This window comes from Rhodococcus sp. NPDC056516 (assembly GCF_042794655.1).
GTDB lineage: Bacteria > Actinomycetota > Actinomycetes > Mycobacteriales > Mycobacteriaceae > Rhodococcus_F.
On record NZ_JBHTTG010000007.1, the window covers coordinates 271,728 to 285,414 of the forward strand.

General features: G+C 62.7%; 14 protein-coding genes. 2 read left to right on the top strand and 12 right to left on the bottom strand.

Annotated features, from left to right (window positions below):
- Positions 1-41 precede the first annotated feature (41 nt).
- The 6 genes from ACFQ6Y_RS22495 to ACFQ6Y_RS22520 all read right to left on the bottom strand — a co-directional run bounded on the left by ACFQ6Y_RS22495 (position 42) and on the right by ACFQ6Y_RS22520 (position 4,398).
- Entirely contained in the window at positions 42-1,091 is a 1,050-nt protein-coding gene (locus tag ACFQ6Y_RS22495; RefSeq protein ID WP_378637327.1) for a sulfate/molybdate ABC transporter ATP-binding protein, read from the bottom strand.
- The gene (gene cysW / locus ACFQ6Y_RS22500) at positions 1,088-1,894 is read right to left on the bottom strand and encodes a sulfate ABC transporter permease subunit CysW (RefSeq protein WP_378637332.1); all 807 of its coding nucleotides are present in this window, start codon (positions 1,892-1,894) and stop codon (positions 1,088-1,090) included. The genes ACFQ6Y_RS22495 and cysW overlap by 4 nt, the downstream gene beginning before the upstream one ends.
- The gene (gene cysT, locus ACFQ6Y_RS22505; RefSeq protein ID WP_378546783.1) at positions 1,891-2,739 is read right to left on the bottom strand and encodes a sulfate ABC transporter permease subunit CysT; all 849 of its coding nucleotides are present in this window, start codon (positions 2,737-2,739) and stop codon (positions 1,891-1,893) included. Before cysT ends, cysW begins: the two co-directional genes overlap by 4 nt.
- A gap of 7 nt (positions 2,740-2,746) precedes the next feature.
- The gene (locus tag ACFQ6Y_RS22510; RefSeq protein WP_003944569.1) at positions 2,747-3,778 is read right to left on the bottom strand and encodes a sulfate ABC transporter substrate-binding protein; all 1,032 of its coding nucleotides are present in this window, start codon (positions 3,776-3,778) and stop codon (positions 2,747-2,749) included.
- Positions 3,779-3,978: 200 nt separating this feature from the next.
- Positions 3,979-4,068: an Ms4533A family Cys-rich leader peptide gene (locus ACFQ6Y_RS22515; RefSeq protein ID WP_309599318.1), complete on the bottom strand. Its 90-nt coding sequence runs from the start codon at positions 4,066-4,068 to the stop codon at positions 3,979-3,981.
- A 123-nt stretch (positions 4,069-4,191) separates the two neighbouring features.
- Complete coding sequence (locus tag ACFQ6Y_RS22520) at positions 4,192-4,398, bottom strand: hypothetical protein (protein ID WP_019749040.1); 207 nt, start codon at positions 4,396-4,398, stop codon at positions 4,192-4,194.
- A gap of 82 nt (positions 4,399-4,480) precedes the next feature.
- Here ACFQ6Y_RS22520 and ACFQ6Y_RS22525 point away from each other — a divergent pair, with 82 nt between their 5' ends.
- Entirely contained in the window at positions 4,481-6,439 is a 1,959-nt protein-coding gene (locus ACFQ6Y_RS22525) for a glycoside hydrolase family 15 protein (RefSeq protein ID WP_063316226.1), read from the top strand.
- A 57-nt stretch (positions 6,440-6,496) separates the two neighbouring features.
- On the opposite strand, the gene ACFQ6Y_RS22530 is transcribed toward ACFQ6Y_RS22525, so the two are convergent.
- The 3 genes from ACFQ6Y_RS22530 to lepA form a co-directional block, all read right to left on the bottom strand.
- Positions 6,497-7,477, bottom strand: coding sequence for an ABC transporter substrate-binding protein (locus ACFQ6Y_RS22530; protein ID WP_378637676.1), 981 nt, complete (start codon positions 7,475-7,477; stop codon positions 6,497-6,499).
- 79 nt (positions 7,478-7,556) lie between these two features.
- Complete coding sequence (locus ACFQ6Y_RS22535) at positions 7,557-8,486, bottom strand: NAD(P)H-dependent flavin oxidoreductase (RefSeq protein WP_378637336.1); 930 nt, start codon at positions 8,484-8,486, stop codon at positions 7,557-7,559.
- Between the two features lie 6 nt (positions 8,487-8,492).
- Positions 8,493-10,385, bottom strand: coding sequence for a translation elongation factor 4 (gene lepA / locus ACFQ6Y_RS22540; RefSeq protein WP_378637340.1), 1,893 nt, complete (start codon positions 10,383-10,385; stop codon positions 8,493-8,495).
- Positions 10,386-10,457: 72 nt separating this feature from the next.
- Between lepA and ACFQ6Y_RS22545 the strand changes: the two genes are divergently transcribed.
- Complete coding sequence (locus ACFQ6Y_RS22545; RefSeq protein ID WP_378546773.1) at positions 10,458-10,991, top strand: type II toxin-antitoxin system PemK/MazF family toxin; 534 nt, start codon at positions 10,458-10,460, stop codon at positions 10,989-10,991.
- A 31-nt stretch (positions 10,992-11,022) separates the two neighbouring features.
- Here ACFQ6Y_RS22545 and ACFQ6Y_RS22550 read toward each other — a convergent pair whose 3' ends face one another.
- The 3 genes from ACFQ6Y_RS22550 to ACFQ6Y_RS22560 are packed head-to-tail and all read right to left on the bottom strand — an operon-like array spanning position 11,023 to position 13,666.
- Positions 11,023-11,796, bottom strand: coding sequence for an aquaporin (locus ACFQ6Y_RS22550; protein ID WP_378637345.1), 774 nt, complete (start codon positions 11,794-11,796; stop codon positions 11,023-11,025).
- 59 nt (positions 11,797-11,855) lie between these two features.
- Positions 11,856-12,686: a transglutaminase domain-containing protein gene (locus ACFQ6Y_RS22555; protein WP_378538543.1), complete on the bottom strand. Its 831-nt coding sequence runs from the start codon at positions 12,684-12,686 to the stop codon at positions 11,856-11,858.
- Positions 12,687-12,694: 8 nt separating this feature from the next.
- Positions 12,695-13,666 (bottom strand): alpha-E domain-containing protein, encoded by a 972-nt coding sequence (locus ACFQ6Y_RS22560; RefSeq protein WP_095969748.1) that lies wholly within the window; start codon positions 13,664-13,666, stop codon positions 12,695-12,697.
- Positions 13,667-13,687: the final 21 nt, after the last annotated feature.

The window sequence follows — 13,687 nt, forward strand, 5'->3', positions numbered from 1 at the left end:
AACAGGAGTGGGGGTGCAACAGGTCAAACAGGGCAAGCGGGTCAAACCTGGCCGACGACGCTCACCGTGACCGGCTCCTGCACCGGCGTCGACACCGGGGTCTCCGGCAGATCCGGAGCCCGAGTTGCCCGGGCGTACACCGTCTCCCCTGCCTCGAGGTGCAGCGCTGCACTGTCACCGCGGGTGACCTGAGCCGAGAACAGCTCACCGGTTGCCTCGTTGCGCAGGTCGACCCGAACCTCGAAGCCGAGGTACACGACGCGCTCGACGGTTGCGCGTGTGACGCCGAGGGACTCGGCCGTTCCGGACTCCTGAGCGAGAGCCATGCTCGGATCGCGGCCGAGGCGGATGTCGTGCGGACGAACCAGCTGCCCGTTGAGCTTCGCGACGGACCCGAGGAAGGACATCACGAAGTCGTTGGACGGGCGGTCGTACAGGTCGGCAGGTTCACCGATCTGCTCGATTCGCCCCTTGTTCAGCACTGCGATCCGGTCGGCGACGTCGAGCGCCTCTTCCTGGTCGTGGGTGACCAGGACGGTGGTGACGTGCACTTCGTCGTGCAGGCGACGCAACCACGTGCGCAGGTCGGCACGGACCTTCGCGTCGAGCGCACCGAAGGGCTCGTCGAGCAGGAGAACCTGCGGGTCGACAGCCAGAGCGCGCGCCAACGCCATGCGCTGACGCTGACCACCGGACAGCTGCGCCGGGTACCGATGTTGAAAGCCGTCGAGGCCGACGATCCCCAGTAGTTCGTTGACCTTCTTCTCGATCTCCGGCTTCGGGCGCTTGCGGATCTTGAGCCCGAACGCCACGTTGTCCCGCACCGTCATGTGCTTGAACGCGGCGTAGTGCTGGAATACGAAGCCGATGTCACGCTTCTGCGGTGAGATGCCGGTGACGTCCTTGCCTGCGATGGTGATGGTTCCCGAATCGAGTTCTTCGAGCCCGGCGATCGAACGCAGCAAAGTCGACTTTCCCGAGCCACTGGGCCCCAGCAATGCCGTCAACGAACCCGAAGGAATGTTGACCGTCACGTCGTCGAGTGCCGCGAAATCACCGTAGTTCTTGCGGGCCCCGGTCACTGTGATCATGTGGTGCTCCTCTTACGGTCCAGCAGCGTCATCAGCAACAGGACAATGATGGCGATGCCCATCAGCAGCGTTGCCGCCGAATATGCACCAAAGGTGTTGTGGTCGTCGATGTATCGCGAATGCACCAGCAACGTCAGCGTCTGGGATACCCCCGGGAAACCGGAAGAGACCATGATGACTGCGCCGAATTCACCGAGCGAACGCGCCACCGTCAACACGATTCCGTACGTCAGGCCCCAACGGATCGCGGGCAGTGTGATCCGCCAGAACGTCTGCCAACCCGAAGCACCGAGCGTCGCGGCAGCTTGTTCCTGCTCGTCGCCGATCTCGTGCAGGACGGGTTCGACCTCCCGGACGACAAAGGGAAGCGTCACGAAAATGGTCGCGATCACCATGCCGGGCAAGCCGAAGATGACCTTGAACCCCAACGATTCGATCCCGCCGAACCAGCCGTTGGCGCCCCAGAGAAGGATCAAGGACACACCGACGACGACGGGCGAAACCGCGAACGGCAGGTCGACTACCGACTGCAGAACTCCACGGCCAGGGAACCGACCACGGACTAAGGCGAGTGCGGTGACGATACCGAACACAACGTTGATCGGGACCACGATCGCCACGATGATCAGCGACAAATTCAGCGCGGAGACGGCTGCAGGCGTCGTGATCGATTCGAAGAACGGACCGATTCCGTTCTCGAACGTTCGTGTCAGGATCACGCCGATCGGCACGACCAACAACACGAATAAGTAGACGAGCGCGACGGTCCGAAGACCGATCTTCGATCCTCTGGACACGTTCATCGGGAACTCTCCTCACGTCGCTGTCCGCGCGAAGCGAAGATTCGCAAGACGAACAGCGTCACGAATGCGATGACCAGCAGCACGACCGAGACGGCAGCGGCGTTGGTCGGACGATCGATCTCGATCTGCTGCTGAATGTACTGCGACGTCATCTGTGTCACTCGTGGGATGTTGCCGCCGATCAGGACGACCGAACCGTACTCGCCGATCGCTCGGGCGAACGCGAGTCCCGCGCCCGAGATGACGGCGGGCGCCAGCGTCGGAAGAACGACGGAGCGAAAGATCGTCCAATTGGACGCGCCCAACGATGCAGCGGCTTCCTCGACCTCACGGTCGACCTCCATCAGCACCGGCTGCACAGAGCGAACGACGAACGGCAAGGTCACGAAAGCCAGCGCCACGATCAGACCAGGCTGAGTTGCGTTGAGGTGGATGTCGATCGGCGACTGCGGGCCGTAGAGGGACAACAGCACGATCGACGCCACGATTGTCGGCAACGCGAACGGCAGGTCGATCATCGAGTTGACGATGCGCTTGCCCGGGAAGTCGTCGCGGACCAGCACCCACGCGATGATCGTGCCCATCACGACGTTGATCAGTGCCACGATCACCGAGACGAGCAATGTCACGCGCAGTGACGCCAAGGCAACTGGTGCAGTGACAGCGTCCCAGAATCCGGAGATCCCCTCGTCGAACGCGGTGGCGGTCAACGCGGCGAGCGGAAGCAGAACGATCACGGAGAGCCACAGAGTGGCTACTCCGATTCCGAGCGGCCCCACACTCCCCGTGACCCGCGCGAGTTTTCGCCGACGAGCCACGGGGGTGGGGTCAATAGTGTCAGTCACGTCAGTCTTACTTGGTCGCGTTGTCGTAGATCACTGCGATCGAACCGGTGTCCTTGGTGAACAGTGCACTGTCCACGGCCTTCCAGCCGCCGAGGTCTGCAATGGTCCACAGCTTGGTCGGCTCCGGGAACTTGTCGGTGAACTTGGCAGCGACGGCGGGATCGACGGGACGGAATCCTGCTTCGGCCCAGAGCGTCTGGCCCTCGGTCGTGTAGAGGTAGTCCTTGAACGCGGTCGCCTTGTCGAGGACCTTGCTGTTCGAGATCACGGCAACCGGGTTCTCGATCTTGAAGGTCGTGGGCGGGGTGACGTGCTCGACCGGGTCGCCGTTGCCCTCGATGAACAGCGCCTCGTTCTCGTAGCTGATCAGAACGTCGCCGCTGCCCTGAAGGAAGGCTTCCGAAGCCTCGCGTCCCGACTTGGGCTGGATCTTGACGTGATCATTGACCAAGGCGGTGACGTAGTCGAGGCCCGCTTGCGGGTTCTTGCCACCGTCGCTCTTTGCGGCGTAGGGCGCCAAGAGGTTCCACTTGGCCGAGCCTGAACTGAACGGGTTCGGCGTGACGACCTCGAGGCCGGGCTGCAGCAGGTCGTCCCAGTCCTTGATGCCTTTCGGATTGCCCGGACGGGTCACGATGGTGACCACCGATCCGAACGGAATTCCGTTGTAGGCGTCCTGGTTCCAGTTCTGATCGACCAGACCGGCATCGACCAGGCGGGTGATGTCAGGCTCGACGGAGAAGTTGACGAAGTCGGCTTCGGCACCGTCCTTCACCTTGCGCGACTGGTCGCCCGAGGCGCCGTACGAAGGATTGAAGTTGACGTTCTTGCCCTCGTCGGTCGCCTGGAAGGCTGCGGTGAGCTTGTCGAAGCCGGGCTTCGGCACGGCGTAGGCGAACAGGTTGATCGTGCCGGCGCTACCGTCGCTGGCAGCGCTGTCACCACCCACGGTGTCGCTCGAGCCACCACTGCACGCTGTGAGTACCACGGCCCCCATGGTCGCGATAGCGGTGAGAAGTGTGCGGGAACGGCGTTTCATTGCAGATACCTTCCTGAAAGGACTGACAAGAGAGTGGTTGACTAAATCACAAAAGTCCGAGACCTCTGGGGCTGAATCCATCGGGACGTTCAGACATGGAGAGCCGACGGGCCAAGAGCCCTGAATCGGGGGGCGCGAGTGACGCGCAGTGAAGTTCGAACGGGGTGCGCAGCACCACCGGAGAGGTCGAACTCAGAAAATCAACAACAGGCGACGTCAGCGACGTCGAGCATGCCGACAGCAATCAACGCCAACTGGTGGCGGATTACGGGAGCTGTTGCTTCGGACACGCGGTGGACTTTAGCAGAGCACCGGCGCCCGCTCTAATCGGGAGAACTAACGGGTGAGAAGCCACGCGACGATCACGAGGAGAATCAGGGCTATCAGGGCGAGAGTGACCCGTGAGCGGGGCATCAGCTTTCCTCTACTTCTCGAGAATTCCTACGCAACCAGCCGAAGAGCGGCAGAGCGAGTACGGCAGCCAAAGCGCGATCCAGGCCGACGGCCACCAGGCGGCACAGCGGAACGACGACGATCAGGACCAACGCGACCTGCGGGATGAACGGGAGCCCCGCCATCCACAGCTCGAAGCTGTCCCACCAATCCGCAATCCGATCCACGTCAACACCCTATCCTTCGACCGAAACGGTCCCGACAGCGTGTGGATTGGACGTGTGTCGATTCTGGCCGGATGATGTCCGAATGAGTGCTGACGACGAAGTGGTGCAGACGATTCCTCCCGCCTCCACGGGTCACCATCGAAGCAACTTTCCCCCGATCGACGACTACGCGTTTCTTTCCGATTGCGAAACCTCGTGCCTGATTGCCCGTAACGGATCTGTCGAGTGGATGTGCGTTCCCCGCCCCGACTCCCCCAGCGTGTTCGGTGCCATCCTCGACCGCAGCGCAGGCCATTTCCGTATCGGCCCTTACGGCCAGAACGTACCCGCAGCCAGACGCTATCTGCCGGGCGGACTCATCCTCGAGACAACATGGCAGACGGAGACCGGCTGGCTCGTCGTTCGCGACGCACTGGTTCTCGGTCCGTGGCACAACGTCGACAAACGATCGAACACGCACAAGCGCACACCGACCGACTGGGATGCCGAACACACGCTTCTCCGTACGGTTAAATGCGTCAGCGGCACCGTCGAACTCGAGATGAGCTGCGAGCCCGCGTTCGATTATCACCGCGGCACCGCCAATTGGGAGTACACCGGCAAGGTCTACGAGGAAGCGACGGCAACGTGTCGCTCCGCCAAGCCCGGAGACCACCCCACTCTCCGCTTGACCACCGATCTCCGATTGGGTCTGGAAGGTCGCGAGGCCCGGGCCCGGACGCGACTGGTCGAAGGCGACAACGTCTACGTCGCGCTCTCGTGGTCGGATCTTCCCGCGCCGCAGACTTTCGACGAAGCAGCCGACAAGATGTGGCAGACGTCGAAGTCGTGGCGCGAGTGGGTGACCATCGGCAAGTTCCCCGACCACCCGTGGCGCGGTTACCTGCAGCGCAGCGCGCTCACACTCAAAGGCCTCACCTACGCACCGACCGGAGCCCTTCTCGCGGCTTCCACGACGTCGCTACCGGAAACACCAGGCGGAGAACGTAACTGGGACTACCGCTACGCATGGGTTCGCGATTCCACCTTCGCATTGTGGGGCCTCTACACGCTCGGGTTGGACCGTGAAGCCAACGACTTCTTCAACTTCATCTACGACGTGTCGAGTTCGGACAACGGTCAGCCGCACCCCTTGCAGGTGATGTACGGCATCGGCGGCGAGCGCACGCTCGAGGAATCCGAACTGAACCACCTCTCCGGATACGATGGCGCCCGTCCGGTGCGTATCGGCAACGGCGCGTTCGATCAACAGCAGCACGACATCTGGGGCACCATGCTCGACTCGGTGTACCTCCACATCCGTACCCGCGAGCGTGTGCCCGAAGCGTTGTGGCCGCTGCTCAAGAAGCAGGTCGAGGAAGCGATCAAGCATTGGCGCCAACCCGACCGCGGGATCTGGGAAGTGCGCGGTGAACCGCAGCACTTCACGTCGTCGAAGATCATGTGCTGGGTCGCTCTCGACCGCGGCGCCAAGCTTGCAGAGATGCAGGGCGAGAAGAGCTTTGCGCAGCAATGGACGGCCATCGCCGACGACATCAAGGCCGACATCCTCGCGCACGGTGTCGACTCGCGTGGAGTTCTGACACAGCGCTACGGGCACGATTCACTCGACGCGTCTCTGCTGCTGGCTCCGCTGCTGCGCTTCCTGCCTGCCGACGATCCGCGTATCCGCGCGACAGTGCTGGCGATCGCCGACGAGCTCACCGAAGAAGGTCTGGTCCTGCGCTATCGCGTCGACACCACCGACGACGGATTGAGCGGCGAGGAAGGCACGTTCACCATCTGTTCCTTCTGGCTGGTGTCCGCCCTCGTCGAGATCGGCGAACTGGATCGCGCAAAGCATCTCTGCGAGCGCCTGCTCGGGTTCGCGAGCCCGCTCAAGCTGTACGCGGAGGAGATCGACGCGCACACCGGTCGCCATCTGGGTAACTTCCCGCAGGCATTCACGCACCTGGCGCTGATCAACGCCGTGGTCCACGTGATCCGAGCCGAGGAAGCTGCCGAAGCCGGAGCATTCCAGCCCGCGCACAACGCAACCTAGACCCCCTGCTGTGCGCCTTTGTTAACCGCCCGCGGTTAATAAAGGCGCACAGCAGATCTAGCCGGCGACCGCTTCTAGCTGCGGCGTGATCGATTCGAGCGAGTACTTCAGCGACAGCGACGACGGAGTGTTCAGGCCGGCAACAGTCGGATAGTCGACGATGGCCAATCCGCCACCCTTCACTGCAGGCAGGTCGGCAAATCCCGGCAGCTTCATCATGTCGTCCAGCGACCCGCCGTTGGGCAGCAGCACCACGACGTCGGCACTGAGAGCGTCGACCCGTTCCGGGCTGAGTATCAGCCGACCACCGGTCACACCGGCCTCTTCGACCAGCTTGGGCGGCAACGACATTCCCAGACGCGTGAACAGTCCCGAAGCACCGTCCTCGGGATCGGCGACGATCACCAACTGAGACGTCGGGAAGACGTACTGCGACAGAAGTGCCGTCTTTCCCTTCAGCCCCGGCAGTCGCTGTGCAAGCGCATCGATCTGCCCGTTCGTGGACTCGACGATCTCGTCGGCCCGAGACTCCTTGTCGAGGACTCGACCGAGAATCTCGACTTGGTCCTGCCACGGATCGACCTGGACTTCGGACAGACCGGCAATGGTCGGTGCAATCTTGCTCAACTGGTCAAAATCGTCCTGATCGGCGACGGAGAACCCACCGAGAATCAGATCGGGATCCAAGGCTGCAATTTCTTCGACTTTGAGCGGGACACCGAACTGCTGGATCGCGGAGCGATCGAGTTCCTTCGCCGACGCGTCGACGCCGCTCTCCCACGGGAACAGGCCACGCTCGTCACCCATCGGGCCGGCAGCCAGGTACCCCACCGGTTGGATTCCGAGTTCGAGCAGGGCGTCGAGCCACTGGGTGTCGGCCGCGACGATGCGCGTCGGCGTGCCGGTGATCGTGGTGGCGCCGAACTTGTGGTCGACCGTGGTGACCCGACCGTCCGCGATCTCGTCGGCGTCCGAAGACGAACAACCACTGATACCGACGACCAGTGCTCCCAAAAGAGCCACCGCCGAGAACTTCATCGCCCGCACGAAATACTCCTCCACTAGTTAGTAGAGGCTTACCTTCTCATATGGGACGCGTCTGTGTCCGACCTTGCTTTCAGGCGAAACGAGCGAGCAGACGCTCCGCTTCGGCGCCGATGCGTCGAACCACGTCGACGGCCGGATGGGTTCCGTGCACGAGTCCCACCGCTTCTCCGGCGTAGACGACACCGCTGTGCGGATCCGACGGGTCGTACGCCTTTGCCAATGTTTCTTCGTCGGCGTCGACTCCGTGCCAGGCAGCGGTGAACTCGTTGGCCACCGCGCGGCCACCCCACCGCTGCGGCCACGGCTGACTTCGGGCACGGTCGAAAACTGAGGTGTAGATCGTGTCGGTGCTTCCGGCTTCGACGACGCGGTCGCGGGCGTAGTCCGGTCCGACTGTCTCCGGGCTGGCAAGCAGCGCCGTGCCGATCATCACGCCTTCGCCGCCGGCTGCCAGGACTGCGGCCAAACCGCGGCCGGTCCCGATACCGCCGGCTGCGAGCACCGGAAGCGTAGTCGCTTCGAGGATCTCCTGCAGCAGCGGCAGAGTTCCGATTCGGCCGGTGTGACCGCCTGCCTCACCGCCTTGTGCGATCACGCCGTCGACACCTGCGGCCTCGACAATGCGAAGGTCTTCGAGCGTATTGATCTGCGACACAACAGGAATACCGGCGTCGTGGATGCGTCCGACGTACGCTGCGGGATCCCCGAACGACAAGGTGATCATGGTCGGTGCGACGGCAATCGCGGCGTCGAGCATCAGCTCGTTCTCGGGCAGCGACCACGTCATCAGGCCGACGCCGAATTTTCCGCCGATCGACCGGGCAACCTCGGCTTCGGCCTCGATCCACTCCGGTGTGTTGTACCGGGCTGCGCCCAGTAGACCCAAACCACCGGCAGCCGAGACGGCTCCGGCGAGCGCACCGCCGGCGCGGCCACCCATGGGCGCCCCGAGAACGGGGATTTCGATTCCGAACTCTCGGGACAACCAGGTGGTGACCATGCGCTCCTACTTCTTGGGCTTCTCGCCTACCGATTCCGACGTCAGAGCCGCGACGAATGCTTCCTGAGGCACCTCGACGCGACCGATGGTCTTCATGCGCTTCTTGCCTTCCTTCTGCTTCTCGAGCAGCTTGCGCTTACGGCTGATGTCGCCGCCGTAGCACTTGGCAAGGACGTCCTTGCGGATTGCGCGAATGTTCTCGCGCGAGATGATCTTGGCGCCGATCGCAGCCTGGATCGGAACCTCGAACTGCTGGCGCGGGATCAGCTCACGAAGCTTCGACGTCATGCGTCCGCCGTAAGCGCCGGCGTTGGAACGGTGCACGATCGAGGAGAACGCGTCGACGGCCTCGCCCTGCAGAAGGATGTCGACCTTCACCAGGTCGGCCTGCTGCTCACCGGCCTCCTCGTAATCGAGGCTGGCATAACCCTTGGTGCGGGACTTGAGGGCGTCGAAGAAGTCGAACATGATCTCGCCCATGGGCAGTTCGTAACGCAATTCGACGCGAGTCTCGGAGAGGTAGTCCATGCCGCCGAGTTCACCGCGACGGGACTGGCACAGCTCCATGATGGCGCCGACGTACTCGCTCGGGGCGATGACGGTGCACTTGGCGACCGGCTCGTAGACCTCGCGAACCTTGCCTTCCGGCCAGTACGACGGGTTGGTGACGATGACCTCGGTCCCATCCTCCATCACGACGCGGTAGACGACGTTGGGCGCGGTGGAAATCAGTTCCAGGCCGAACTCACGCTCGAGGCGGTCGCGGGTGATCTCCATGTGCAGCAGGCCGAGAAAGCCGCAGCGGAAGCCGAATCCGAGGGCAACCGACGTCTCCGGCTCGTAGGCCAATGCCGCGTCGTTGAGGCGGAGCTTGTCGAGAGCGTCGCGCAGCACCGGGTAGTCCGAGCCGTCCATCGGGTAGAGACCTGAATAGACCATCGGCTTGGGATCGCGGTAGCCGACCAGCGGTTCGGTCGCGCCGTTGCGGGTTGTGGTGACGGTGTCACCGACGCGCGACTGGCGGACGTCCTTCACACCGGTGATGAGGTAGCCCACCTCGCCGACGCCCAGACCGATACTGGCCTTCGGCTCGGGCGAGATGATGCCGACCTCGAGCAGTTCGTGTGTGGTGCCCGTCGACATCATCGTGATCTTCTCGCGGGGACGGATCCGACCGTCGACCACACGCACGTAGGTGACCACGCCACGGTAGGCGTCGTAGACGGAGTCGAAGATCATCGCGCGAGCCGGACCGTCAGCATCACCCACGGGTGCGGGGATCTGCACGATTACTTCGTCGAGCAGTTCCTTGACGCCTACGCCGGTCTTGCCCGACACGCGCAGGACATCGCCGGGCTCGCAGCCGGTGATGTGCGCGATCTCTTCCGCATAGCGGTCGGGGTCCGCGGCCGGGAGGTCGATCTTGTTGAGGACGGGAATGATCTTGAGATCCTTCTCCATCGCCAGGTAGAGGTTGGCCAGCGTCTGAGCTTCGATGCCCTGAGCTGCGTCGACCAGCAGAATTGCGCCCTCACACGCTTCGAGCGCACGGGAGACCTCATATGTGAAGTCGACGTGACCGGGAGTGTCGATGAGGTGGAGAACAAACTCTTCGCCGTCGACGGTCCAGGGCAGACGAACGTTCTGGGCCTTGATGGTGATGCCGCGTTCACGCTCGATGTCCATACGGTCCAGGTACTGCGCACGCATCGCCCGCTCTTCGACCACACCGGTGAGCTGCAGCATGCGATCTGCCAGCGTCGACTTACCGTGATCGATGTGCGCGATGATGCAGAAGTTCCGGATCTGCGCAGGATCCGTGAACGTCTTGTCGGCGAAGCTGCTGATGGGAGACCCCTTAGTCGGACCGGCACCGGCCCGGATCCGGGCCACTGTCAACCCTCAGGATATCCAAGTCTCGGCGCCGCCGTACCAGGGGTTCCCGCGGGCGGGTGATTATGCTCGAACGCTATGGCAAGCATGTGGAAGCAGATCGGCAGAACCCTCGGAGCCCTCGCGGTGGAGAAGGGCCCTGCGTTGCTGCGCCAGTTGCAGTCGTCAACGTCTCAGTCGTCTACCTCGAAGCCTGGTCCGTCCGGCCGACCGATCGCCGCTCGGACATCTCCGACCGCACATCGCGCCAGGAGGGTGGAGTACTCCCCCGACCTCGACGGCAAAGCCGATCCAGGCGAGATCGTCTGGACCTGGGTTGCCTACGAGGAAGATCCGACCCAGGGCAAAGACCGTCCGGTGCTGGTGGTCGGCCGCGACGGCGACACGCTGCTCGGCCTGATGTTGTCTTCGCAGAGCAAGCGCGAAGGTGAGCGCGATTGGCTCGCAATCGGTTCGGGCCCGTGGGACGGCGAGGGAAGGCCCAGCTGGGTCCGGCTCGACCGGGTGCTCGACGTTCCCGAGAGCGGGATCCGGCGCGAGGGCGCTGTCATGGATCACAAGAAGTTCGACGCGGTCGCGGCAAAACTTCGGGCCGACTTCAGCTGGAGCTGAAGCCGACCCGAAGGGATAGAAGCAGTATCGATCAGCTGTCCATACGGTTGAACCGTCCGAAGAGTGCTCGATAGATGAGTGCACCGAGTGCACCGCCGATCAGCGGGAACACGATGAACAACCACACTTGACCTAGTGCGCCGTCCTGGAAGGGCGCGACTGCGAGGCTTCGAGCGGGGTTGACGGAGGTGTTGTCGATCGGGATCGAGATCAGGTGAATGACGGCCAGGGTGAAGCCGATGGACACTCCGGCAAGCGGTACGTCCGAGATCTGATCGGTCGACGCGAGAACGACGAACACCAGCAGCGCTGTCAGCAGGATCTCGATGATCATGGCGGCACCGATGCCGTAACCGTCCGAGACCACGTTGCCGAGAAGACTCTTCTCGGCCGACGGACTGTGTGCACCCCAACCGTTTGCGCCCAGTCCGTCAGCAGCACGGTTGTACGCCGGGAGACTGTTGGCCACCGTGTAGATCACGACGCCGGCGACCAACCCGCCGATCACTTGCGCGACAACGTAAATCGCCGCATTGACGGCTGAGATTCGCCCGATCACGAATTGGCCGAGGGTCACCGCCGGGTTGACGTGGCAACCGGAAATCGGCCCGATCGCATAGACGAGGAACAGCAGGGTCAAGCCGAATGCGAAGGCAACTCCGAGATTGCCGACTTTCGCACCTGCGAAGACGGCAGTTCCGACCGCGGAGAACACGAGCACAAAAGTCCCCACCGCTTCGGCCGCATACTTCTTCACATCCGAGATCGGTTCGATCTCAGTCAATTCCTGTGCAGTTGGAGACATATTCCCACCTTCTTCTCATCGAACGGTAGTAATGCTCACGCGCCTAGATTTGCCGGACTTTACGCAAGCCTGGTGATCTCCACAACAACTTCGAGATCTGTGGAGCGTCCACCGGAAAAGATTCCCTTCAAAGGCGGCACATCCGAATAGTCCCTTCCTATTCCGACGGAGACATGCTGTTCATTCACAGCTATCGCATTGGTCGGGTCATATCCCCACCACGCGCCGGTCCACGCTTCGATCCACGCGTGCGATTCCCCGACCACCGTGTCCCCGACTGCCGCATCACGTTTGGGGTGGAGATAGCCGGAAACGTATCGACACGGAATGCCCATCGTTCGTAGCAATACCAAGGTCAGATGCGCATAATCCTGGCAGACACCTTTCCTGGCCGACCAGGCCTCGACCGCCGACGTATGCACTCCGGTCGTACCCGGAACATAAGACATTTCACCGTAAACCCATTGCGACGCAGCCACTACTGCATCTTCAGGTGATTTATCTTTGCGCAATTCCTTGGCAATTGTCGCCAGCTTACGATCACGCGGAACATATCTCGTGAAACTCAGTTGCTCGTTGAATCGATCTTTAATCGCGTCACCCGATAATTCATCCCAGTCGACGGTTTCCTCGGGCTGAACGAACGGTTCCGTCTCCACCACCGACAGTCCGGTCACTTCGAGTTCGGTGTGCGGCGCGTGCAAGTCGAACGCAGTCACCGCGGTGCCCCAGTAATCGGTGTACCGGTAGGAACGCGTTGCCGGCTGGGTTTCGACGCGCGTGAGGATCACCGTCTGCCTGGTGTCGCCGCGGGGTGTCAATCGCGCCTCGTTGTACGACGACGTCACCGGGGCGTCATACGCATATCCCGTGGTGTGCACGACCCTCATTCGCCAGCTCACAGCTCTCCCTCCACCGTCGAATCCGCGTACGCGGCCCCGGCATCCGTCCATGCGACCCACGGCGCGGCGTGGAAGTACTGCAATGCAATTGCCTCACCCAGTTCGCGGCACGTCTCCTGCCAACCGAGCAACCGTCCCTGCAGATCCTCGAGCAACACGCCCTGTGGCAGAAACTCGAGCTCACTGCGTGCGCGGCCCAGAAGCCGCGGCGCCTCCGCCCGGATTCCGACGCGACTGCCCGGCTGCGGGTCGAGTTCCTGCAGGCACTTCTCGGCCTGCCTGATCGAGTGGAACACCGAGCGCGGAAAGAGCCTGTCCAACAAGATGAACTCGACGACGCGATTGGCGTCGAGTGCTCCGCGATACGTACGCAGATACGTGTCATGCGCACCCGCCGAGCGAAGAACACTGACCCACGCCGGCGAAGACGGTCGGTCACCGGCGCGCGCCAGCAGCATTCGCACGATCATGTCGACACGTTCGATCGAGCGCCCCAGCAGAAGGAACCGGTAGCCGTCGTCGCGGCTGAGCGTGGAATCCGCGAGACCCGCGAACATAGCTGCGCGTTCCTCCACGTAACGGAAGAACTCGTGCGGCCCCAGCCTGCGTGACGCGCGTTCACGCTCAGCCAATCCGTTGTACGTGGTGTTCAAGCACTCCCACATCTCACTCGACGTGACCTCACGTGCTCCGCGAGCATTCTCTCGGGCGCTCGCCAGCGAGTCCACGATCGAACCAACCTGATTGCGACTGAACGCAACCAGATCGGTGAGGGAACGCACGTCGAGCTTCTCCTCCGGCGCCTCGATGCCGAGAACACGCAAGAGCAAGCGCGACGTGCGGTCAGGATCGACGGTGGCGTCGTCGAGAAGTTGGTGGACGGCGACATCGAGGATCCGAGCGGTGTCGTCCGCCCGCTCGACGTAGCGGCCGATCCAGTAGAGAGACTCTGCGTTGCGAGCAAGCATCAGTCACCACGCTCCGTTCGC